The 23,260-nt window shown below is 34.5% G+C and carries 22 protein-coding genes and 1 other RNA gene; 13 read left to right on the top strand and 10 right to left on the bottom strand.

Features of this window, described 5'->3' with window-relative positions; genetic code table 11:
• Nucleotides 1-11: 11 nt before the first annotated feature.
• A complete protein-coding gene (locus DW196_RS04765; protein ID WP_071457551.1) occupies nucleotides 12-1,196 on the top strand; it encodes an acetate/propionate family kinase in 1,185 nt (394 codons plus the stop codon).
• 67 nt (nucleotides 1,197-1,263) lie between these two features.
• On the opposite strand, the gene DW196_RS04760 is transcribed toward DW196_RS04765, so the two are convergent.
• From DW196_RS04760 to DW196_RS04750, 4 genes are all read right to left on the bottom strand, one after another.
• Nucleotides 1,264-1,719 (bottom strand): universal stress protein, encoded by a 456-nt coding sequence (locus DW196_RS04760; protein ID WP_071457550.1) that lies wholly within the window; start codon nucleotides 1,717-1,719, stop codon nucleotides 1,264-1,266.
• A 17-nt stretch (nucleotides 1,720-1,736) separates the two neighbouring features.
• Nucleotides 1,737-2,036, bottom strand: a complete 300-nt coding sequence (locus DW196_RS11245) for a hypothetical protein (protein ID WP_071457549.1) — start codon at nucleotides 2,034-2,036, stop codon at nucleotides 1,737-1,739.
• Nucleotides 2,037-2,039: 3 nt separating this feature from the next.
• Nucleotides 2,040-2,229: non-coding RNA, 6S RNA (gene ssrS, locus DW196_RS04755), on the bottom strand.
• 39 nt (nucleotides 2,230-2,268) lie between these two features.
• A complete protein-coding gene (locus tag DW196_RS04750; RefSeq protein ID WP_118250425.1) occupies nucleotides 2,269-3,549 on the bottom strand; it encodes a replication-associated recombination protein A in 1,281 nt (426 codons plus the stop codon).
• A 112-nt stretch (nucleotides 3,550-3,661) separates the two neighbouring features.
• Here DW196_RS04750 and DW196_RS04745 point away from each other — a divergent pair, with 112 nt between their 5' ends.
• The 6 genes from DW196_RS04745 to DW196_RS04720 all read left to right on the top strand — a co-directional run bounded on the left by DW196_RS04745 (nucleotide 3,662) and on the right by DW196_RS04720 (nucleotide 9,975).
• Nucleotides 3,662-4,135 (top strand): DUF3013 family protein, encoded by a 474-nt coding sequence (locus DW196_RS04745; RefSeq protein WP_233541915.1) that lies wholly within the window; start codon nucleotides 3,662-3,664, stop codon nucleotides 4,133-4,135.
• Nucleotides 4,136-4,150: 15 nt separating this feature from the next.
• Entirely contained in the window at nucleotides 4,151-5,098 is a 948-nt protein-coding gene (gene prmA, locus DW196_RS04740; protein ID WP_118250424.1) for a 50S ribosomal protein L11 methyltransferase, read from the top strand.
• Between the two features lie 2 nt (nucleotides 5,099-5,100).
• Nucleotides 5,101-5,856, top strand: coding sequence for a 16S rRNA (uracil(1498)-N(3))-methyltransferase (locus tag DW196_RS04735; protein ID WP_118250423.1), 756 nt, complete (start codon nucleotides 5,101-5,103; stop codon nucleotides 5,854-5,856).
• Between the two features lie 118 nt (nucleotides 5,857-5,974).
• Complete coding sequence (locus tag DW196_RS04730) at nucleotides 5,975-8,191, top strand: bifunctional (p)ppGpp synthetase/guanosine-3',5'-bis(diphosphate) 3'-pyrophosphohydrolase (protein WP_118250422.1); 2,217 nt, start codon at nucleotides 5,975-5,977, stop codon at nucleotides 8,189-8,191.
• Nucleotides 8,192-8,202: 11 nt separating this feature from the next.
• A complete protein-coding gene (dtd, locus tag DW196_RS04725; protein WP_071457543.1) occupies nucleotides 8,203-8,640 on the top strand; it encodes a D-aminoacyl-tRNA deacylase in 438 nt (145 codons plus the stop codon).
• 150 nt (nucleotides 8,641-8,790) lie between these two features.
• The gene (locus DW196_RS04720) at nucleotides 8,791-9,975 is read left to right on the top strand and encodes an MFS transporter (RefSeq protein ID WP_118250421.1); all 1,185 of its coding nucleotides are present in this window, start codon (nucleotides 8,791-8,793) and stop codon (nucleotides 9,973-9,975) included.
• A gap of 195 nt (nucleotides 9,976-10,170) precedes the next feature.
• Here DW196_RS04720 and DW196_RS11750 read toward each other — a convergent pair whose 3' ends face one another.
• On the bottom strand, nucleotides 10,171-10,359 hold the full coding sequence (locus DW196_RS11750; RefSeq protein ID WP_370447145.1) for a DUF3995 domain-containing protein: 189 nt from the start codon (nucleotides 10,357-10,359) through the stop codon (nucleotides 10,171-10,173).
• Between the two features lie 1,496 nt (nucleotides 10,360-11,855).
• A complete protein-coding gene (locus DW196_RS04710) occupies nucleotides 11,856-12,833 on the bottom strand; it encodes a rhodanese-related sulfurtransferase (RefSeq protein WP_079347115.1) in 978 nt (325 codons plus the stop codon).
• Between the two features lie 169 nt (nucleotides 12,834-13,002).
• Here DW196_RS04710 and DW196_RS04705 point away from each other — a divergent pair, with 169 nt between their 5' ends.
• Complete coding sequence (locus DW196_RS04705; RefSeq protein ID WP_071457540.1) at nucleotides 13,003-13,434, top strand: NusG domain II-containing protein; 432 nt, start codon at nucleotides 13,003-13,005, stop codon at nucleotides 13,432-13,434.
• A gap of 763 nt (nucleotides 13,435-14,197) precedes the next feature.
• On the opposite strand, the gene DW196_RS04695 is transcribed toward DW196_RS04705, so the two are convergent.
• The 4 genes from DW196_RS04695 to DW196_RS04680 are packed head-to-tail and all read right to left on the bottom strand — an operon-like array spanning nucleotide 14,198 to nucleotide 16,795.
• The gene (locus tag DW196_RS04695; protein WP_118250419.1) at nucleotides 14,198-14,830 is read right to left on the bottom strand and encodes an ECF transporter S component; all 633 of its coding nucleotides are present in this window, start codon (nucleotides 14,828-14,830) and stop codon (nucleotides 14,198-14,200) included.
• 12 nt (nucleotides 14,831-14,842) lie between these two features.
• Nucleotides 14,843-15,385 (bottom strand): phosphopantothenoylcysteine decarboxylase, encoded by a 543-nt coding sequence (locus DW196_RS04690; protein ID WP_118250418.1) that lies wholly within the window; start codon nucleotides 15,383-15,385, stop codon nucleotides 14,843-14,845.
• Nucleotides 15,386-15,389: 4 nt separating this feature from the next.
• Nucleotides 15,390-16,148, bottom strand: a complete 759-nt coding sequence (locus DW196_RS04685) for a phosphopantothenoylcysteine decarboxylase (RefSeq protein ID WP_118250417.1) — start codon at nucleotides 16,146-16,148, stop codon at nucleotides 15,390-15,392.
• Between the two features lie 14 nt (nucleotides 16,149-16,162).
• Nucleotides 16,163-16,795, bottom strand: coding sequence for an NAD-dependent epimerase/dehydratase family protein (locus tag DW196_RS04680; protein WP_158563518.1), 633 nt, complete (start codon nucleotides 16,793-16,795; stop codon nucleotides 16,163-16,165).
• A gap of 146 nt (nucleotides 16,796-16,941) precedes the next feature.
• Here DW196_RS04680 and DW196_RS04675 point away from each other — a divergent pair, with 146 nt between their 5' ends.
• From DW196_RS04675 to DW196_RS04655, 5 genes are read left to right on the top strand one after another with little or no spacing between them, the layout of a single operon-like run.
• Nucleotides 16,942-17,742, top strand: a complete 801-nt coding sequence (locus tag DW196_RS04675) for a TIGR00282 family metallophosphoesterase (RefSeq protein ID WP_118250415.1) — start codon at nucleotides 16,942-16,944, stop codon at nucleotides 17,740-17,742.
• An 18-nt stretch (nucleotides 17,743-17,760) separates the two neighbouring features.
• A complete protein-coding gene (locus DW196_RS04670) occupies nucleotides 17,761-18,147 on the top strand; it encodes a RicAFT regulatory complex protein RicA family protein (RefSeq protein ID WP_118250414.1) in 387 nt (128 codons plus the stop codon).
• 12 nt (nucleotides 18,148-18,159) lie between these two features.
• Nucleotides 18,160-20,748 (top strand): DNA mismatch repair protein MutS, encoded by a 2,589-nt coding sequence (mutS, locus tag DW196_RS04665; protein WP_118250413.1) that lies wholly within the window; start codon nucleotides 18,160-18,162, stop codon nucleotides 20,746-20,748.
• Between the two features lie 15 nt (nucleotides 20,749-20,763).
• Nucleotides 20,764-22,689, top strand: a complete 1,926-nt coding sequence (gene mutL, locus DW196_RS04660; protein WP_118250412.1) for a DNA mismatch repair endonuclease MutL — start codon at nucleotides 20,764-20,766, stop codon at nucleotides 22,687-22,689.
• 14 nt (nucleotides 22,690-22,703) lie between these two features.
• Nucleotides 22,704-23,255 (top strand): nucleoside triphosphate pyrophosphatase, encoded by a 552-nt coding sequence (locus tag DW196_RS04655; protein WP_118250411.1) that lies wholly within the window; start codon nucleotides 22,704-22,706, stop codon nucleotides 23,253-23,255.
• Nucleotides 23,256-23,260 lie beyond the last annotated feature (5 nt).

The raw sequence follows: 23,260 nt of genomic DNA, 5'->3' as shown, positions 1-23,260 counted from the left end.
GAGAAAATAAAATGTCAAAAACAATCGCAATTAACGCTGGAAGTTCAAGTTTAAAATGGCAATTATATACAATGCCAGAAGAAACAGTAGTCGCTAAAGGAATCGTAGAAAGAATTGGTTTAAATGATTCAATCTTTACTATTAAATATGGCGAAGATGAAAAATATGAAGTAATCAAAGACATCGAAGATCATGAAATTGCTATTAACATGTTATTAGAACAATTAACAACATTAAACATCATTGACTCATTTGATGAAATCACAGGAGCTGGACACCGTATTGTAGCTGGTGGGGAACATTTCAAAGAATCAGCTATTATTGATGATAAAGCACTTGCTTTAGTTGATGAATTAGCAGAATTTGCACCATTACATAACCCAGCAGAAGCAAAAGTTATCCGTGTATTCCAAAAATTATTACCAAATACATTAAACGTTGGAGTATTTGATACATCATTCCATACAACAATGCCAAAAGTAAATTACTTATACAGTATTCCAACTGAGTACTATGAAAAATATGGTGCTAGAAAATATGGTGCACATGGAACAAGTCATCGTTACGTTGCAGAACGCGCAGCTGATATGTTAGGTAAACCAATCGAAGAGTTAAAAATCATTACATGTCATTTAGGTAATGGCGCTTCTATTACAGCTGTTGAAGGTGGAAAATCAATTGATACATCAATGGGATTCACACCACTAGCAGGTGTTACAATGGGAACTCGTTCTGGTGATATTGATGCATCATTATTACAATACTTAATGGGTAAATTAGAATTAACTAATATTAAAGATATGATTGATATCTTAAACAAAAAATCTGGTTTATTAGGTTTATCAGGTATTTCAAGTGACATGCGTGACTTACAAAACTCTGATACAGAAGCAGCAAAAATTGCTTTAGAAATCTTTGAAGACCGTGTACGTAAATACATCGGTAGCTACGTTGCAACAATGAATGGTGTAGATGCGATTGTCTTTACAGCAGGAATTGGTGAAAACGCAGTAGATATCCGTAAAAACATTATTGATGGTTTAAGCTTCTTCGGTTGTGAAATGGACGCTGATAAAAACAATGTTCGTGGAGAAGAACGCATTATTTCAACTGATGATTCAAAAGTAAAAGTATTATTAGTTCCAACTGATGAAGAATTAATGATTGCTAGAGACGTTGAAGCATTAAAAAAATAATTAGATAGATAAAAAGACGAGAGCCAAATGATTGGTTTCTCGTCTTTTTTGATTTTTAAGGTTTGTTTTATTGTTTGTTATCCACGTCTGTGCGAACGACTAAAACATCACTTTTTGCATGAACAGAAACATAGCTAGAGACAGAACCTAATAAAATTCGCTCCATTGTATTTAATCCAGTTGCACCTAACATAATTAAATCAATTCCTAATTCTTTTGGTAAATCTTCAGATAGAACGATTTTAGGTACACCGATACGAATCACTGTTTCTACTTTGTCAAACTTGTGTTCATGAGCGTATTCAATATATTGTTTTAAGGCTTCATCAGCCTCTTTTTTAGCATTTGTTGCAAGTGTCTCGTCATAAGATGAAACAGTCTCAAATGCGCGCATATCAACAACATGAGTAATATAAAGGGTGGCATCGTTTCGTTTGGCTACATGCACTGCTTTTTTTAGTGCACGTTCTGATTCTTTTGATCCATCCATTGCGACCAATATTTTTTTGTATTCTTTTTGCATGATAATCCATACTCCCCTTAGTAAATGTTTTGAGATAATATTATACTAAATACAGCCGATACGCAAAGTACAATAATGATGAAAGCTAAGCTAGTTAACTTTGTTGCAAAAAATAACCCAATAACTATACCAATAATCGCTAATACAAGAAGTGATACTGAAAAAGCTTTTAATGTGGGTTGATTTTTTTTAGTAAAAACGACTAACAAAGCCTCTTGCTTTTTTGATAAAAAATAACTAATAACACATAAAATAAAAGCAAAAACTAATAGAATAATGTTATACAACGTATCACAACCTTTTCTTTTTAAACGCACAAAAAAATATCCGTCGATGCCGTTTTGTATCCCTGATGGTTGAACCCGCTAAAAAATGCAGGTGGGAATCGCTGTAAATACCTCAAACTACCAAATGAAAAGGCCTGTTTTTAATAAATACTCGTTGATTCCCAAAGTAAAACGATTTGTTCGGTCAACACTAATGGGGATACTGCGTACATCACAGATATCTTAGTTATATAATAGCACAGGAATTAAGATTCTTCAATTGTTAGGACTGGCCTTTCTTTTGCGATATTAGCCATTCCCACTGTTTTCCTAAAGCTATTTCGTATTTTCCAGTTTTAACAGGTTCGTAATAAGAGGCATTTTTAATTTTGTTTGGTAAGTACTGTTGTTTGACCCAATGATTGTCAAAACTGTGTGGGTATTTGTAATCGACTCCACGATTTAATTTTTCAGCACCGTTGTAATGTGAGTCCTTCAAATAATCAGGAACGTCTCCTGTATTTCCTTGTCTAATGTCACTTAAGGCATTGTCAATCGCGACGATACTTGAATTTGATTTTGGTGATAAACACAAATCAATGACAGCATTAGCTAAAGGAATACGTGCTTCAGGAAAGCCTAATTTTTCAGCTGCTTGAACAGCCGAAACAGTTCTTGCACAAGCTCCAGGATTAGCTAGACCAATGTCTTCATACGCAATCACCATCAATCGCCTACAAATCGACATCATATCCCCAGCTTCAACGAGTCTTGCCATATAATGCAAGGCAGCATCCACGTCACTTCCACGAATACTTTTTTGAAACGCAGAAATCACATCATAATGAGCATCGCCGTCTTTGTCATGAGTGAGTGATTTTCGTTGCACACATTCTTCTATGATGTCTAAAGTAATGATTATTTTTCCATTAGTATCAGGTTTAGTTGATTTAACAGCAAGTTCTAAGCCATTTAGTGCACTTCTCAAATCGCCATTGGTTGCTCGTGTTAAATGAATCATAGCTTCATCAGTGACCGTCACATCCAAATCACCTAACCCATCCTGACTGTCAGCTAACGCTCTTTCAATCGCTTGTTTGATATCTTCTTCATTGAGCGGTTTGACTTCAAAAATCTGCGTTCGACTTCGAATCGCTGGGTTAATTGAAATATAAGGATTTTCAGTTGTCGCACCAATCAAAATCACCCGACCGTTTTCTAAATGAGGCAATAAAAAATCTTGTTTTGGTTTATCAAGGCGATGGACTTCATCTAGTAATAAGATAAGGGTGCCACTCATTTTTGCTTCTTCTACAACAATTTGTAAATCTTTTTTACTATCTGTTGCAGCATTCAACATGCGAAAAGCATAGTGAGTTGAGCCTGCAATCGCACTAGCAATACTTGTTTTTCCAGTTCCAGGTGGACCATATAAAATCATAGAGGATAATTGTTTGGCATCAACCATACGGCGAATGATTTTTCCTTCACCAATTAAATGGGTTTGGCCAACAACATCATCAATCGTTTTTGGTCTCATACGATAAGCGAGAGGTTTATTCATCTGTCTTCCCCCTTTAATAAACTCATTATAACATAGGATTAGTAATGACAAATGCTAGCAACTTTTGTATGATAGGAGAGACAATACAAAGAAAGTGTAAGTGTGTGAAAAAATGAAAGACAACATGTTAACAGAATTAGAAAAACAACTTGAAAAATCTTTAGGAGACTTTGATTTTGCGATTGATTGGGATGTTAGGCAACACAGAATTGAAGTATCTGTTGTATTATTTGCTGAAAACAAATCAAACGATGTCATCGAAGACGAAGAAGGCGTTCAATCGGAAGAAGAAGTGATAGAGTTTGAAGATAGTTTAGTATTATATGCTGATGATAAAGAAACACCTGATGAATTAGAATATTTAACTGTGATTCCATTTAATCGTAAAAAAGGAATGGCAAAAGGAGATATCACAGCGTTAGCAAGCTATTTAGCAGAAGTATTAGTTAATGGACAAGATGATTTGCTAGATTTCTTAAATGATGAAACCATCGAAACGTTTGAGTTAGTATGGGATGATGCGGCGTTTGAAGAAGTGAAAAAAAATAATAACGAGACAGCTATGGTAGCTTATCCAAAGTATTAAAAGGGAGATTAGACAATGAAGTGGAATCAATTATCTGTTATTACTTCCAGTGAGGCAGTAGAAGCAGTATCAAGTATTTTAATGGAAGCAGGAGCTAACGGGGTAGCTATTGAGGACTCAATGGACCTAGTGAATTTTGAAAGTGACCCTTTTGGAGAGATTTTAGATAAGGAGACGTTTTCTCATCGAAAAGAAGGGGCAGAAGTGATTGCTTATTTCCCAGAAACATTATTTTTACCAGAAATTATTCCTAGTATTCAATTAAAAGTAGAAGAACTTGCGACATTCGGTTTAGACATTGGCAAACATAGCATCACTGCTTCTGAAGTAGAAGAAAGTGATTGGGCAACTGCCTGGAAAAAATATTATCACCCGGTCAATATTAGCCGTTATTTAACGATTGTCCCTGAATGGCAAGACTATACACCAAACAATCCTGATGAGCATATTATCTATCTTGATCCAGGCATGGCATTTGGTACAGGGACACATCCAACCACACGTTTGACTTTACAAGCACTTGAAGTGACATTACGTGGTGGAGAGACAGTGTTAGACGTTGGAACAGGTTCTGGCGTATTAAGTATTGCGAGTAAGTTTCTAGGAGCAAAAGACGTCTATGCTTATGATTTAGATGAGGTTGCGGTAAATTCAGCAAAAGAAAATATGGCATTAAATCCTATCGCAACAGACGTACATGTTTCCGCTAATGACTTATTAAATGGTGTTGATAAAAAAGCGAACGTCATTGTGGCGAATATTTTGGCTGACATTATTGTGCTGATGTTAAAAGATGCGCATCGTTGCCTGAAAGATGACGGAACACTGATTATTTCAGGAATTATCGAAGACAAAGTACCAATGATTTTAGAAGAATTAGAAAAAGAATCATTTGTTGTGGATCAATTATTCAAACAAAAAGATTGGTATGCTATCATCGTAAAAAAACAATTGGAGGATTAAACATGCAACGTTATTTTTTGCCATATGATTATGACGAACAAGCAACGTTTGAATTAAGAGACAGCGATTTTCATCATGCGAAAAATGTGATGCGTATGACAGTAGATGATGAATGCTTTTTAGTCTTTCAAAACCAAGTGGCCATTAAAGCAATCGTTGTGTCTATAGAAGAGTCTACGATTGTATTTAGTGAAGTCTCAAAAGAAGAAACGCAAAAAGAGATGCCAGTCAATGTGACGATCGCTTGTGGGTATACTAAAGGCGATAAACTAGAATTAGTCGCACAAAAAGGCACAGAGCTTGGCATGCATGAATTGATTGGTTTTCCTTCAAAAACGTCTGTCGTCAAATGGGATGAAAAAAAACGAGTTAAGAAAACGCAACGATTGGAAAAAATCGTAAAAGAAGCGTCTGAACAATCTCACAGACAGGTTGTGCCTAATGTCCAACTATATCGTTCTTTTAAAGAGTTATTAGAAAAAGCAAAGGACTTCACTCATTGCTTAGTAGCTTATGAAGAGTCTAGTAAGCAAGGTGAAAAAAGCCAGTTTGCTACCACATTATCAGCTTGTAATCCTGGTGAGTCTTTACTTATTATTTTTGGTCCAGAAGGTGGTTTAACACCAGATGAGATTAAGGTATTAGAAGAGTGTGACGTTAAAAGTTGTGCGTTAGGGCCACGTATTTTACGAGCTGAAACAGCACCACTTTACGCGTTATCAGCCATGAGTTATCAATGGGAACTATGTGAAAAATAAACAAATAAAAAAATCATGATAAATTGAAAATAGTGAATTAAGTGCGTTATAATAAGAGTAATAGAATTAAGTTAAAAAGTACTATTGTGGTACTTTTTTTTCATAAGGAGGGGAAAACATGCCAAAAGAAAAAGATTTGACCGCTGAAGAAGTAATAAAAATGGTATCGACTTATATGAACCCTCAGCATGTTGCATTTGTTGAAAAAGCAAGTGATTACGCAAGAGAAGCACATAAAGAACAATTTAGAAAATCAGGGGAGCCATATATTATTCATCCCATCCAAGTAGCAGGGATTTTGGCTGAATTAAACATGGATCCTCATACTGTTGCCACAGGGTTTCTACATGATGTGGTGGAAGACACAGATGTTACGTTAGAAGACTTGGAAAAAGAATTTGGTCCAGACGTTGCCATGCTAGTAGATGGTGTGACAAAACTTGGAAAAATTAAATACAAATCACATGAAGAACAACTCGCTGAAAATCATCGTAAAATGTTATTAGCCATGTCACAAGACTTGCGTGTGATTATGGTGAAACTAGCAGATAGAGTTCATAATATGCGAACACTGAATCATTTAAGAGAAGACAAACAACGACGTATTGCAAAGGAAACCTTGGAAATCTATGCTCCCTTAGCTCATCGATTGGGGATTAGTTTGATTAAGTGGGAGCTTGAAGATCGCTCTCTTCATTATTTGAATCCTCGTCAATATTATCGCATTGTTCACTTGATGAAATCAAAACGTGGTGAACGAGAACAATATGTCGCTCAAGCAGTAGAAGAGATTAGAGAAGCGACAGAAGAGTTGGGAATTTACGGTGAAATTTATGGTCGTCCAAAACATATCTATTCAATTTATTGTAAAATGCATGATAAGAAAAAAGAATTCTCTGAAATTTATGATTTATTAGCTATTCGTGTGATTGTTGATTCAATTAAAGATTGTTATGCTGTTTTAGGCGCAATTCATACAAAGTGGAAACCACTTCCTGGGCGATTTAAAGATTATATTGCAGTACCTAAGACAAATATGTACCAATCACTCCATACCACAATTATTGGACCTAATGGTAGTCCAATTGAAATTCAAATTAGAACGCATGAGATGCATCAAATTGCCGAGTTTGGGGTAGCAGCTCATTGGGCGTATAAAGAAGGAAAAACAGATCAACAAACGGATAATAATGCTAACCAAATTAGTCTACTTCGTGAAATCATTGAGTTACAAGATGAAAATTATGATGCCTCTGAGTTTATGGCTAATGTTAAAGGTGAAATCTTTAGTGATAAAGTATACGTGTTCACACCAAAAGGAGACGTAACGGAATTACCGAAAGGCTCAGGCCCCCTTGATTTTGCTTATAATATCCATACTGAAGTCGGAAATAAGACTACAGGTGCAAAAGTTAATGGTAAGATGGTTCCACTTGATTATAAGCTAAAAAACGGGGACATCATTGAGGTCTTAACTTCTCAAAATTCATTTGGACCTAGTCAAGACTGGGTGAATATGGTGGTAACAAGTAAAGCCAGAAATAAAATCAAACGCTTCTTCAAAATTCGTGATAGAGAAGAAAACATTGATAAAGGAAAACATCAACTTGAAAAAATGTTTGAAGACAATGATTTTGTCGCCAAAGATTTTTTAACAAAAGAAAAAGTTGATGACGCATTAGAAAAATTTGCATTCCAGCAATTAGATGATTTGTATGCAGCTGTTGGTTTTGGTGAAATCACTGCGCAAGTTGTGTTTAATCGTCTGACTGAAAAAGAGCGAAAAGAACGTGGTATCAAGAAACAACAAGAAGAAAATGAAGAGTTGATGAAACAATCTGCTCAGAAAAAAGAAGCCAATCGAATGAAGATTCGCCATGAAGGTGGCATTGTCATTCAAGGAGCGGATAATCTATTAGTGCGAATCAGTCGTTGTTGTAATCCTGTACCTGGTGATGAAATTGTTGGCTATATTACGAAAGGTCGTGGTGTGTCGATTCACCGTAAAGACTGTCCAAATATGAATAGTTCACCTGAAGTAAAAGAGCGTCAAATTGAAGTTGAGTGGGAAGATACAGCAGTCAATAGTGAAACGGAGTACAATGCTGATTTAGAGATTTATGGCTACAATCGCTCAGGATTATTAAATGATGTGCTACTCGTTGTAAATGCTAACACTAAAAAACTGATGAGTGTGGAAGCAAAGACAGCTAAGAATAAAATGGGTGTCATACATTTAACAATAAGCATTCGTAATTTGGCTCATTTAGAACAAATTGTTGATAAGATAAAAAATATACCAGACGTTCATAGCGTGAAGCGAACAAAAGGGTAGGTGAGAACAGTATGCGAGTAGTATTGCAACGTGTATCAGAAGCAAGTGTCTCAATAGATAACAAAAAAGTAGCGAGTATTGAAAAAGGATATATGCTTTTAGTTGGTATTGCAGAAGAAGATACGAAAGAAGAAGCAGATTATCTGGCAAAAAAAATAAGTAAACTAAGAGTTTTTGAGGATGAAGAAGGAAAGATGAATCTAGATATCCATCAAATTGAAGGCAGTATTTTATCCATTTCGCAGTTTACCTTATTAGCTGATACTAAAAAGGGCAATCGTCCAAGTTTTGCTAAAGCTGGTCGTCCTGATATGGCTAGTAAGTTATACGATTATTTCAACGAGCAGCTACGTCAAGAAGGCATAGAAGTAAAAGAGGGTGTCTTTGGAGCGGATATGTTAGTTGATATAAAAAATGATGGACCAGTAACGATTATTTATGATAAATAATTAAAAAGATATCAAACATCTAAAAACAGGTGTTTGATATCTTTTTTTAATTGCTGTAAAAAAAAATAATAAAAAACGAATTTTTTTCTTTCATTTTGTGAATAATTATGATTTAATAGTAAAAATGGTTAAAAGAAGGAGAGATTGTTCGTGTCTAAGTATCAACGAAAAGTTTTAGTATCAACAGCGGCAGGTATCGGGTTAGAGAACATGGATATCATGTTTTTGGCATTTTCATTATCATCTATTATTTCATCACTACAGGTTACAAGTGCTCAAGCGGGATTTATTTCCACTATTACTAATTTGGGCATGTTGGCAGGTGGTATTTTTTTTGGTCTTTTAGCCGATAAAATAGGAAGAGTTAAAGTCTTTTCATATACAGTCATTACCTTTTCAATTGCATCATTGTTGATGTTTTTTGCTTCAAATATTTATTTGATTTATTTATTCCGTTTTATTGCAGGTGTGGGAGCAGGTGGAGAGTATGGGGCATGTATGTCACTTGTCTCAGAAACCTTTTCAAAGAAAAACTTAGCAAGAGCAACGTCGGTAGTTGCGATTGGTGGACAAGTAGGAGCAATTGTTGCGGCTATTTTAGCCTCATTGATTATTCCTGTACTAGGTTGGAAGATGTTGTATGTTATAGGTGTTTTACCAATATTTTTTGTTTTATTTATTAGACGAGGTTTAGAAGAACCTGAAAGTTTTAAAGAACGTCAAGAAAGTGGTGAAAAACCAAAATTATCTTTATTATTTAAAGATGTTCAAACGACTTGGCAAACAGTGGGACTAACTTTAATGGTGACAGTCCAAATTGCGGGATATTTCGGTTTGATGAACTGGTTACCATCTATTATGCAAAAACAACTAGGCTTGTCTGTATCAGGATCGTCATTGTGGATGATTAGTACTATTTTTGGCATGAGTTTAGGAATGTTGACATTTGGAACGGTGATGGATAAACTTGGTCCGAAATTATCATTTGGGTTATTTTTAATTTTTTCATCATTGTCAGTCTATTTAATTGTTTTAGCAAAAGGGCAATGGAGTTTGCTACTTTCAACGATGTTAGTTGGCTACTTTATTAATGGCATGTATGGTGGATACGGTGCCGTGATCAGTTCTCTTTATCCAACTGAAATACGTGCGACAGCTAATAATGTGATTATGAACTTAGGTCGCGCAATTGGTGGTTTTTCTTCGGTTGTGATTGGCTTTTTAATGGATAATTATTCTTTAACAGCAGTAGTTGTGTGCCTATCAGCCATTTACCTTGTAAGTTTATGTGTGATGTTGACTATCCCAGGGTTTAAGTTATACAAAGAAAACTAAAGACATCATCATCTTTAATTTTTCTTAATTAAAAGTTTAGATAAATTAATAAAAAAAAGCATGGTTTTGTCATGGGTTGAGACTATTATATAAACATACCAACGAAACAACCCTAACAAACTTTTTCATTTTATTTACTCCTCCAAAGTAAATAAACAACTCCTTTTTGTCACTAGAGAAATCTAGTGGCTTTTTTTATTTTAAAGTAGCCAATTGAACAACCAATGAAATGTTTAGATACACACATATTGGGATATAAATCATATTATCCATTTTTGAAAAGGTCGTATCTTTTTCTCTTTTAAATATACCAAAACAGTTAAACTCGCCAATAATTCTACCTATAAAAACAAAACAAGCTATTGTTAGTAAAATAGAGACAATTTTAGGATTACCAATATGATAAGAATAAATAATTTATAAAAGAGCTAATATGAAAAAGGCTAAAGAAACTAGAGAACACGTAAATGGTCCAGTTGTTTGATTAAAAAATTATGGTTTGAGATTATACTTATATTCTGGAAGAACATACTCTTCAAAAATAATCTCACCAAAAGCCCAATAAATATGTAAGAGACCTATACTAATAAGTAACAGGACAGACAATCAGAAAAAAATAAATGACATACTTTCACGCTCTTTCAAGTTAGTTAATTCATTTTTGTATGTTAAGTATACTCTTATCAAGTTGAAAAAGCTTAATAGAAACAGGTAAAAAATATCTTTACTTTTTTTTAAGTAAAATATCACAAAAAGAATAAAATAGGACATCGTTTTTTCATAAATAGAGGTTATTATATATTCATACTAATAAAACAACCCTAACAAACTTTTTCATTTTATTTACTCCTCCAAAGTAAATAAACAACTCCTTTTTGCCACTAGTGAAAGCTAGTGGCTTTTTTTTAGACTAGGGGATTATAAGTTCAGCCATCAATGTCTAGCTCCCAAGTCCTGACCTAGTGAAAAAAAGATAAATTTGCCCCATTGCGCGCTTCGCTGCTCATTCAGGGTTAAATTTCCTATTTTTCATAGGTCAAGGCGGACTTGTCCGCTTTTCTTATGTTATTGAGCTTTTTTCAAAAATGAAATGAGTATGACTTTTATGATGAGGGAATAAAACAGGCCAATCATTATTTTTGATAACTTGTTAAAAAATCATAAATTAAGGCATTTAGTAAATGATTAAATGAGATGAGTGAAGAGAGATAATTCCAAATTATTTTTACTCTTTCTTAAGTAAAAAGTCACAAAAAGAATAAAAAAGGACATCATTTTTTCATAAATAGAGGTTATTATATAGTTATACCAACAAAACAACCCTAACAAACTTTTTCATTTTATTTACTCCTCCAAAGTAAATAAACAACTCCTTTTTGTCACTAGTGAGAACTAGTGACTTTTTTTATTATCATAAATGATCAACTATACTGATGAAATCATCGTATGAGATAGGGATTATTTGTTCTATAGAATATGGAAAAGGTAAGTTGAATGTATTGTTTAGATGTTCTGTCACATAGTAGATTTATTTATCCAATGAAACAGCTAGTCCGAGTTCGAAGAAAGAAGTATTATCCAGTGATAGAAATTAGAGAACTGTTTTTATGGTATCAACTGTTTGCTCTAATGAAGAACACATACCAGCCATAATGCAAAAATCATTGAGAAAACCAAATGCTGTTATTTCTTATTTTACATAAAAAGAGGATAGAGCGCTGTTTTCTATGATAGGATTAATTGAAATTTGGTAGATATATTTTGCTTTAGTAGACACATCTTTATCTACTTTATCATTGTTTTAATTATTGCACTATTATACACACTAGATACAAAATAAACCTCCAATAACTATCTTTGTTAGAGGTTTAAAGTAACTATTATTGTACAGTTTCCATTCTTTCAACGTCAAATTCTTCACCTAAGTCATGAATTCTTTTAATCCATTCTTCTGGTGTAATGTCATTTTCAGTGATGTAACGATTTCTTTCATGAATACGACAGTCATGAGAACACCCACGTACATATTTTGCTTCGTTTTCTTCAGAGCACAAGATCTGTCTGTTACATTCTGGGTTACCACAGTTAACGTAGCGTTCACAAGGTGTACCATCAAACCAATCAACACCAACGATAACTGGGTCAACATGATTGATAGGAACACTAATACGTTCATCGAATACATACATTTTTCCATCCCATAGTTCACCTTGAACTTCAGGATCACGACCATAAGTAGCGATACCACCATGTAATTGACCAACATCATTGAAGCCTTCACGAACTAACCAACCAGAGAATTTTTCACAACGAATTCCACCAGTACAGTATGTCACAACACGTTTATCCATAAATTTTTCTTTGTTATCACGAATCCATTGAGGTAGTTCTCTAAATGTGCGAATATCTGGACGAACAGCTCCTCTAAAGTGACCTAAATCATACTCGTAATCATTTCTTGCATCGATTACAATCGTATCTTCATCTAAAATAGCTTCTTTAAATTCTTGAGGTGATAAATAGTTTCCAGTTAATTCTAATGGGTTAATATCATCTTCTAATTTTAAAGACACTAATTCAGGACGAGGGCGAACGAACATTTTTTTGAATGCTTGCTCATCAGCGGGATCAATTTTAAAGAAAATATCTTTAAATCGTTCGTCAGCATGCATGTAATCCATATAACGTTGTGTATCTTCGGTTAAACCTGAGAGAGTTCCATTGATACCTTCTTTAGCAACTAAGACGCGGCCTTTCAAGTTAAAAGATTTACATAATTCTAAATGCTCTTTGGCAAATTCTTCAGGATCTTCAATAGGGACATATAAATAATATAATAATACTTGATACTTTGACACTGTAATTCCTCCTAGAGTTTGTATCAGACAATTATAGATAAAAGTCTATAAAATAGCAATATTGATATTTTTTTCACAAGCATGTAAAAAGAGATTTAAATAAATAAGTTGACGATTTTTGAAATTAACGTTATCTTACTAAGAGTAGTGCTTGAAAGGAAATAAAGAGATGAAGATATGGCATGAACTAAAAAAGCAATGGCGGTATATGGATGGTGTAGTAATTATCTGCTTGATAGTTTTATCATTTGTTCCTTATGTGGTATTTGGTATAAATCAAGCGAAACATAAAGAGGATACTAGTGGAAATATTGCAATTGTTACAATAAAAGGTAAAGAAGTTGACCGTTTTGATTTAAATGAAAACACAAAACATTTTGAGAAAACCTACTACCCAGGTGGGGATAAATATAATATTGTTGAAGTTGATGGAACTCGCATACGAGTAAAAGAAGATAACAGTCCAGATCAAATTGCGGTTATGACAAGTTGGATTAGTCGAGTAGGACAAACAAGTATTTGTTTGCCCCATCAGTTAGTGATTGAGATAAAAGCTAAAAATCCAGATAATGATGAAGATGAAATGATTATGACGTATTAAAAACTCTTACGACAAAGTAAGAGTTTTTTGTTATACTTATATAAGAAATAGGAAGCGTTATGGCAATGAAAAAAATCTATTATTTATTGTATATTGTTATAGGAATCTATTGTGTGTCATTGTTAATCTCTGGCAAAATATGGTTTATGATATCATGTTTATTGTTGTTAGGTATGACTAAGTATTATTCGGTTAAACGCAACGAAGAATTGAATTATATGTGGCAGCTAGCTAAAGAAAAAAACATTCCTATAATTACTTTGAGTGAACTGTCTAATATGGGATAACTCGATTTGAAAGCCACTCAACGTGAAGAATCTGGACGATATTTACCATCTCGTCAGTTAGTACGACAAACCATCGAAAAGTTAGAAAATTACAAAGGATAGTGAAACATTTTTTGTAAAGTAGCAAATATCGAGATGACTACTAACGATTATAAGTAATAGCTTTTATTTTTTTACTAATACCACGCCAATTATTAAAAAAGCAGTACCGATTAAATGAACCAAAAAACGTTGTGTAACTGATTTTACTTGAAATAACAATTACTAGATTAAGAACAGTACCAGTCTACATCCACCATTGACTTAGTTGGCATTTTGGAATAGTGATTGGACCCTTATGTAAAAAATCCCTACTTTTATTAAAGTAGGGAAGACTGATATAAGAACATAAGCAAGCGTAATTATTATACGGGTTATGCCTTATAGTTAAGTCTATAAATAGTTTACCATAATCGTTCAAAAAAACAACGATAATCTTATGAAGATTGTCCACCTTTCTGATATATTTTTATTAACACACCAGTTATGGCACTTACTGCGATTCCTGCGACTAAAGCTTCAGGAACACCGTTGATAAAAATAACACTTAAAACGGCTTTATATAGTCCAGATCCAATCGCAACACCTTTTAGTTGAGAATATGCGTCTTGGAATACTAAATAAATTAAGTTCATTACTAAAAGTGTATTGACCATTGATGCAGCAACACCTGATAAAAACAATGATAGTTTTTCAGGCACTTTATTAGTGGATTTCAACCACTTGTAAATAAAGTAAGGCACAACCCCAGTTAATATTCTAGGAATAAGTGCTATGAATATTGCCCATAAACTACCATTATTTGTTCCAAGAACAGGAATAAATGGTGAAAAGGCAAATGATAAAGCTGAAGGTGTCATGGTATTGATGGTCATACTAAGTAGTCCAAAAGATAACCCTAGAAAAGCACCTATTCTTGGTCCTAAAACAATTCCTCCAATAATAACAGGAATGTGTACCAACGTCGCTTTTATAAAACCTAAGTTGATAAACCCTAGTGGTGTAAATGAAAAGACGATGATAATTGCTAAAAATATAGCAGTGAGTGTTAAACGTTTTGTTTTCACGATGAAACTCCTTTTTTATTTTTTGATTAATTGTTCTTTTACGGTATTAACGATCACATCGACATCAGCTAAAGCACCTTTACCATAATCTCCACAGGCCAGTAAACTTTCTTTTGGTTCGATGATTTGATACCCATCTTCTTCTAGTTGTGTGAGATTACGCTTCATTGCAGGGTTTGTGTACATATATGTATTCATAGCTGGTGCGATTATTTTTGGTATATCATGGACAGCTAAGGCAGTTGTCGACAGCATATCATCGGCAATGCCATTTGTTATTTTTCCAATAATGTTCGCTGTAGCTGGAGCAACTAAAAATAAATCTGCTCGTTTGACCACGTCTATATGATTGATATCACTTGGTTTATGTTCATACATAACGTCTGTATGGACTATTTCTTTTGATAAAACTTGAAGTGTCAAAGCTGGGATGATTTTTGTACTATTGTGCGTCATAATCACTTCAACATCAATATTTTGTTTTTTTAGTTGACTGATGATATCCGCTACTTTATAAGCGGAAATACTAGCGGAAACACCTAATAATACTTTTGGCATATACTTATCCCTCCTGTTTAATCAATGTCAGTAGTGTGTTTGCGATGTCTTGTTTCGTATGGCATCTTTCTTTAATCCCTTGATGATTAATAATTAAGGCTTCGTGTTTGTCTGCTGAAATATTTTCTAAGTCATTAGCCACAATGTAGTCAGCCTTATTTTTTTTGATACTGTCTGTTGCAGCAGCTACTAAATCAGCATCACTCACACCAACTAATAACTTAAACCCAATTAATTGAGTTGTTGGTTGCCATTTTTTTATGGAGTGAATTACTTTAGGTGCTTTTTTTAATGCAATAATGAGTTGTTCAGAAGTTGAACGGATTTTTTTCTCACCCGTATTTGATGCTAATATGTCAGAAGTAAGAGCTATTTTTATTAAGTTTTCTAGTTCATCTTTAGTTGAAGGTGACTTAGTTGATATCATATCGGCTAAGTTTTTTGCTATGTCAATTTCCGATGTCGTATAGTCTAACTCATAATCACTGACAGCCATACTATGAATGACAGTATGGATAGGTGTCGTGGTTAAAATGTCTTGCATCGTTTTTTCTAAATCTCTAACAGAAGCAATAGGAAAAAATTTGATAGCTGTATTATTTGGTAGGACTGCTTTTGGTCCATGAACATAAAAAATAGTATCAACATGTTCAGCAAGTGTTTCTGCTATTACTTTTCCTAACGAACCTGTTGCATGGTTGGTTAAATTTCTTACCGAATCGATTGCTTCAGATGTTCCTCCTGCCGTAATTAAAATATTCACTTTAACGCGCTCCTTTATTGTGTTAAATCAACATATTTACTTGTTTTATCAGGTGACTTGACGACATTTAAAATGGCGCATGCCAAATGATTGACGTCTATTGGATAAACTTGTTTACACCAATGAGAAAGCACGGGTATCTTAGCACCGAGTTTCAATACAACGCCTTGTGTTTGTTTTAAGAGATGGTTCTTATCTGTTACTAAACCAGAATAAACAATAGTATTTTGATTGTCTTGAGAGATAATCAAAGATTCAGCTTCTTTTTTTGCTTTGATATAGCCTGATGGCCCAAATTTTGCTGAGAGAAACAGATAAGGTATCTGCTTTGTTGCTGCCCAATTATTAATAATATCATTTGGTTTGATAATGCTATTAACATAGGTTTGTTTCGTTGTTTGCTTTAAAATTCCAATTAAATTAATACAATAGTGAATAGAATCTGGGATGTCGTTTTGCCAAGTGTCATGTTTTACTACATCACTTGCAATCCAAGTCATGTTCGCATGATGCACCCAATTTTCATTTATACTAGGTTTGCCGTGCGTTGAAATGCTATAAACGTGATAGCCTTGTTCTATCGCTTTTTGACAAATTTTTTGTCCAATAAAACCGCTTCCTCCAAAGATAAGTAGTGTGTTTGGCACGATGTTTCACCCTTTCAAGAAACACTATTTTTTCCATTCTAACATAAAAATAACAGAATGAAAGATAGAAAAAACTTTGATTTCTTTTATTTAGGTTTGAAACTTGTTAAAATATATAGGTAGCTAATTAGAAAAGAGGAAAATAAATGCGTTTATTATTTGTTGGAGATGTTGTCGGGTCATTAGGAAGAGAAACCTTAGGCACCTATCTTCCAAAGTTAAAGAAAAAATATCGTCCCCAAGTCACGATTGTGAATGGTGAAAATGCCGCAGCAGGTCGTGGGATTACAGAAAAAATATACAAAGAAATCTTGCAAGATGGGGCAGATGTGGTGACTTTAGGTAACCATGCTTGGGATAATCGCGATATTTTTGAGTTTATACAGGACGCAAAAAAAATGGTACGACCAGTTAATTTTCCAAAAGACACAACACCTGGACAAGGAATTGTGTATGTAAAAGTCAATACGATTGAACTGGCTGTAATAAACTTGCAGGCAAGAACGTTTATGACACCAATAGATGATCCATTTGATGTGATAGATAAATTAGTAGAAGAAGCATCGCAACGAACATCACACATATTTATTGATTTTCATGGTGAAGTGACAAGTGAAAAACAAGCAATGGGCTGGTTTTTAGATGGACGCATTTCAGCGATTGTTGGGACACATACACACGTTCAAACAAATGATGCACGTATTTTGCCAGAAGGAACGGCTTATTTATCTGATGTTGGAATGACAGGACCCTATGATGGTATTTTAGGAATGGAAAGAAGTGCGGTCATTGAAAAATTCCGTACAGCATTACCACATCGCTTTGAAGTTGTGACAAGTGGACGTACTATCTTATCTTATTGCGTAATCGATATTGATGATAAAACCGGAAAAGCCACCAAAATAGAGGCAAGTACAATAAGTGCGGATAACCAATTTAGAGAGTAAACCTTGAAAGGAGCTTTTATGACAGAAAAAAGACCAGAGTACGATGATAATATTCAAGCGTCTATGACAGAGTTGCTTGATAGTTTAAAAAATCATGAGACCATAAAAGCCTATAAAAAAATTGAACAACGAATTGATGAGCATGAGGGACTAAAACAATTGGTTGAAGAGATCAAAGTTTTGCAAAAAGAAGCTGTTAAATTTGCTCACTATGATAAACCTAATGCAGAAAAAGAAGCCATACGTCAAGCAGATGAACTGCAAGAAGCGTTTGATACACATCCATTAGTAGTTGAATATAGAGAGTGTTTAGTTGAAGCAAATGATTTATTACATCATTTGGCTTCGATTTTACAAACTCAAGTGAATGATACATTAGAACAAAAGTTAAATGAAGAAGAGTAGGGAAGTGATGGTATGCCGCAAAAAACAAAACATACACCTATGATGCAACAATATTTTGAAATAAAAGCTCAATATCCAGATGCTTTTTTATTTTATCGTTTAGGTGATTTTTATGAAATGTTTTATGAGGATGCAGAAAAGGTGTCACAGCTATTAGAATTGACTTTAACCAGTCGAAATAAGAATGCTGAAGATCCTATTCCAATGTGTGGAGTGCCACATCATTCGGCTGCAAATTATATTGATATTTTAGTAGAAAAAGGATATAAAGTAGCCATTTGTGAGCAAGTGGAAGATCCAAAAACAACAAAGGGCATGGTTAAACGTGAAGTTGTCCAACTTGTTACACCAGGAACAGCTTTAGGAAAACAAGAATCAGATGCAAAACAAAATAACTTTTTAACAGCGATAGTTTATGATGACGAAACGAAAAACTATGGCTTTTCCTATACAGATTTAAGTACGGGAGAAATCAGTGTGGCCACGTTATCTGATGACGAAACGGTACAAAATGAGTGTAGTGCATTGCGTACAAAAGAAATCGTGATTGGTAGTGAGTTGCCAGAGGAGTTATTTTCATGGTTTGAGGCGCAATCTATAGTCCAATCTAAACAAAAAATTGGCACTGTTGAAGCAGAGTTTAGCTACCTAATGGAAAAAGTATCAGATGAACTAGCTAAACAATCCATTCAGACGTTATTGTCTTATCTTTCAGATACTCAAAAAAGACAACTTAGTCACTTACAACAAGCACAAGTTTATGAACCAAGTCATTTTTTAAAGATGGATTATTATTCGAAGTATAATTTGGAATTAACACAATCTATTCGCTCAAAAGATAAAAAAGGCACGCTATTATGGTTACTTGATGAAACACAGACAGCGATGGGTGGACGATTATTAAAACAATGGATTGATCGCCCATTATTAAAATTATCTGCAATTAAAGAGCGACAAGAGATGGTAGAAAGTTTAACGCAAGCTTACTTTGAACGTATGGACTTAAAGGATTATTTACGTCATGTATATGATTTAGAACGTTTGGCAGGACGAGTGGCTTTTGGAACAGTCAATGGACGAGATTTGTTGCAATTAAAACAATCCTTAGAACAAATTCCGATGATTCAATCGATTATTCAAGGATTAGATAGTGGGCAATTTGGAACATTATTAGAAAAATTGACACCAATGGATGACTTAGTTGAGGTTATTAGTGAGTCGATTAATGAAGATGCGCCGTTATCTATCACCGAAGGAAATGTGATTAAAGATGGATACAATGATGAATTAGATACGTACCGTGATGCGATGAAAAATGGTAAACAATGGTTAGCAGAAATGGAAGCGAAAGAACGACAAGCAACAGGCATTAAAACATTAAAAATTAAATTTAACCGAGTGTTTGGTTACTTTATTGAAGTGACGAAAAGTAATATTCAAGATGTGCCAGCTGATCGCTATGAAAGAAAGCAAACATTAGCTAATGCAGAGAGATATATCACACCAGAATTAAAAGAGATGGAAACATTAATTTTAGAGTCGCAAGAAAAATCTCAAGATTTGGAGTATCGTTTGTTTTTGGAAGTCAGAGAAACGGTGAAAGAATCAATAGACCGACTACAGTCCTTGGCAAAATCAGTGGCAACACTTGATATTTTACAAGGGTTTGCTGATATTAGTGAAACCTATCAATACGTTCGCCCAGAAATGACCACCAATCAATCAGTTATCCAGATAGAAAATGGTCGTCACCCAGTGGTTGAAAAAGTACTAGGCAGTCAAGAATATGTGCCTAATAGTATTGAGATGGATAAAGACACAATGATATTATTAATCACTGGACCGAACATGTCTGGTAAGAGTACATATATGAGACAATTGGCATTAACGGTTATTATGGCGCAAATCGGTTGTTTTGTGCCGGCAGAATCTGCGGTCATTCCTATTTTTGATCAAATTTTTACTCGAATTGGTGCGTCAGATGATTTGATATCGGGTCAAAGTACATTCATGGTCGAAATGATGGAAGCTAATCAGGCGTTGAGATACGCCACACCAAACAGTTTGATTTTATTTGATGAGTTAGGTCGTGGGACAGCTACTTATGACGGAATGGCATTAGCCCAGGCAATCATTGAGTACATTCATGAATATGTTGGTGCTAAAACATTATTTTCTACGCATTATCATGAAATTACAACGCTTGAAGATGAGTTAAAAGGTGTCAGCAATCGTCATGTTGGGGCCGTAGAAGAAAATGGTGAGGTCGTCTTTTTACATAAAATGATGGAAGGTCCAGCTGATAAAAGTTACGGGATTCATGTAGCGAAACTAGCTGGATTACCAGAAAATTTACTCCACCGAGCATCTGATTTATTAGAAAATTTTGAGTCACAAGCTGTTCACACAACAGACGTAACTGAAATCGTTGTCGAAAAAGAAAATAAACAGGTAGACGATGTTGGTCAACTATCGTTATTTGGGGAAGAAACATCAGAATCAAGTGAAGTGGTGAATGAGATTAAAAACTTAAACTTATTAAGTGTGACACCACTTGAAGCATTAAATATATTATCTGAGTTACAGAAAAAAGTGCAGTAAAAGGAGGCTAGAAGCATGGCGAAAATTGAAGAATTATCACAGATTTTAGCAAACCAAATTGCTGCTGGTGAAGTAGTTGAACGTCCTGCTTCAGTCGTCAAAGAGTTGCTGGAAAACTCGATTGATGCCGGTAGCACGAAAATTGATATTTTTATCGAAGAATCGGGATTAAAAAAAATTCAAGTGATTGACAATGGTGAAGGAATTTCTTCTGATGATGTCCTAAATGCTTTTAAGCGACACGCGACTAGTAAAATTCATAACCGTGAAGATTTGTTCCGTATTCGTTCACTCGGTTTTCGTGGTGAAGCATTACCAAGTATAGCCTCAGTATCTGAAGTCACACTTGAAACGTCAACGGGTGAGGAAGGAAGTTACCTTTTCTTATCAGGTGGTGTAGTGAAAGAGCACAAAGCTCATTCTTTACGTAAAGGAACAAGTATTACTGTTGAAAATATCTTTTTTAACACACCAGCTAGACTGAAATATGTGAAAACATTACAAACAGAGTTAGCTAATATTGGTGATGTCGTTAATCGGTTAGCTATGAGCCATCCAGATATTTCGTTTTCATTAACTAATGATGGTCATCGAATGTTACGAACACTAGGAAGTGGTGATTTAAAACAAGCGATTGCTGGCGTGTATGGCGTTAATACGGCAAAAAAAATGATAAAAGTTTCTGGTGAGGATTTGGATTTTAAATTAACGGGCTATGTGTCTTTACCAGAAGTTACGCGAGCAAGTCGTAACTATATTTCTCTTATTATAAATGGTCGCTACATCAAAAATTTTATTTTAAATAAAGCGATTGTGTCAGGATATGGCTCAAAACTGATGGTTGGTCGGTTTCCGATTGCAGTATTATCGATTGAAATGGATCCGTTACTTGTTGATGTGAATGTTCATCCCACTAAACAAGAGGTCCGCTTGAGTAAAGAAAAAGAACTTGTAGTACTTATTGAAACAAGTATTGCTAAAACATTAGGTGAAGAAGTGCTAATACCAAGAGTCAATGACACTAAGCCATTTATGAAACAAGTTGATACGGTAAAAGTTGAGCAACAACAGCTCCCTTTTGAGCATTCAGCTAAACCACTAGAGCGTAAACAACAAATTAAAGATACTAACTTAGCCTATGATTCCTTGACGGGTGAGTTTTATTTAAAAAACAATGAAGAAAAAGAGTTATTTAAAGAAGCAAAAGACTACACAAATGGTGTATCAGAAAAACTTGATGATGCGGATTATACGCAAGAAAGTGACATAGAATCAAATACTGTTTCTCATGAAGTGATTGAAGAAGTGGTTGATCTACCAGAAACTGATACAAAAGAAGCACCAACGCATGCTTTTCCACACTTAGAGTATTTTGGTCAAATGCATGGCACCTATTTGTTTGCTCAAAGTGATGAGGGACTTTATATTATCGATCAACATGCTGCCCAAGAACGTATCAAGTATGAATACTTTAGAGAAAAAATAGGTGATGTAGGCGAAGACAAACAACAACTCCTTGTGCCGATTATTTTAGAGTACTCAGTGGATGATTACTTAAAAATCAAAGAGAATTTATCAGTATTTGAAAAAGTGGGGATCGAGTTAGAAGACTTTGGACAACAAAGTTTTATTATCCGGTCACACCCAACTTGGTACCCGATTGGAAAAGAAGAAGCAACGATTCGTGAGATGATTGATATTTTTCTTAATGAAGGAAAAATTGACGTGAAAACATTCCGTGAAGATACAGCGATTATGATGAGTTGCAAGCAATCAATTAAAGCCAATCATCATTTAGATGAACGTCAAGCACGAGCATTGTTAGAAGAATTAAAAACATGTGATAACCCATTTAATTGCCCACATGGTCGTCCGGTCTTAATTCATTTTACAAATCAAGATATGGAGAAACTCTTTAAACGAATTCAAGAGCCACATTAGAAAGGAAGACGTACATGATATTAGCGTCAGCATCACCTAGAAGAAAAGAATTATTGTCATTTGTGACAAGTCATTTTACGATAAGTCCAGCTGATATAGATGAAACAGTCAATGTAGATGAATCACCAAAAGACTACGTTAGTCGTATGGCTAGAGAAAAAGCTAAAGAAATCGTTAAACTTTATCCTAATGAAACAGTAATTGGGTGTGACACAACGGTTGTGTTAGATAATGATATTATAGGAAAACCAATGGATGAAAAAGATGCCTACAACATGCTAGAAAAACTAAGTGGCACCACACATAAAGTAATGACAGCCGTTTGTGTGATAACCCCTGAAAAAATATATGAACATATCGAAGCTGTGGATGTGTTGTTTTATGATTTGGATGAAGAAGACATCACTGGTTACATTAAAACTGGTGAACCAATGGATAAAGCAGGGGCTTATGGTATCCAAGGAAAAGCAAGTGTGTTTGTCAAAGAGATAAAAGGGGATTATTTTTCTATCGTTGGCTTACCAGTTGGTTATTTAAACCAACTATTTAAAGAATTAGGAAGGTGAAGAAA

The organism is Vagococcus sp. AM17-17 (assembly GCF_003471765.1).
GTDB classification, from domain to species: Bacteria; Bacillota; Bacilli; order Lactobacillales; family Vagococcaceae; genus Vagococcus; species Vagococcus teuberi.
Note: the sequence above shows the minus strand (reverse complement) of the source record. Positions and strands in the feature narration are given on the sequence as shown.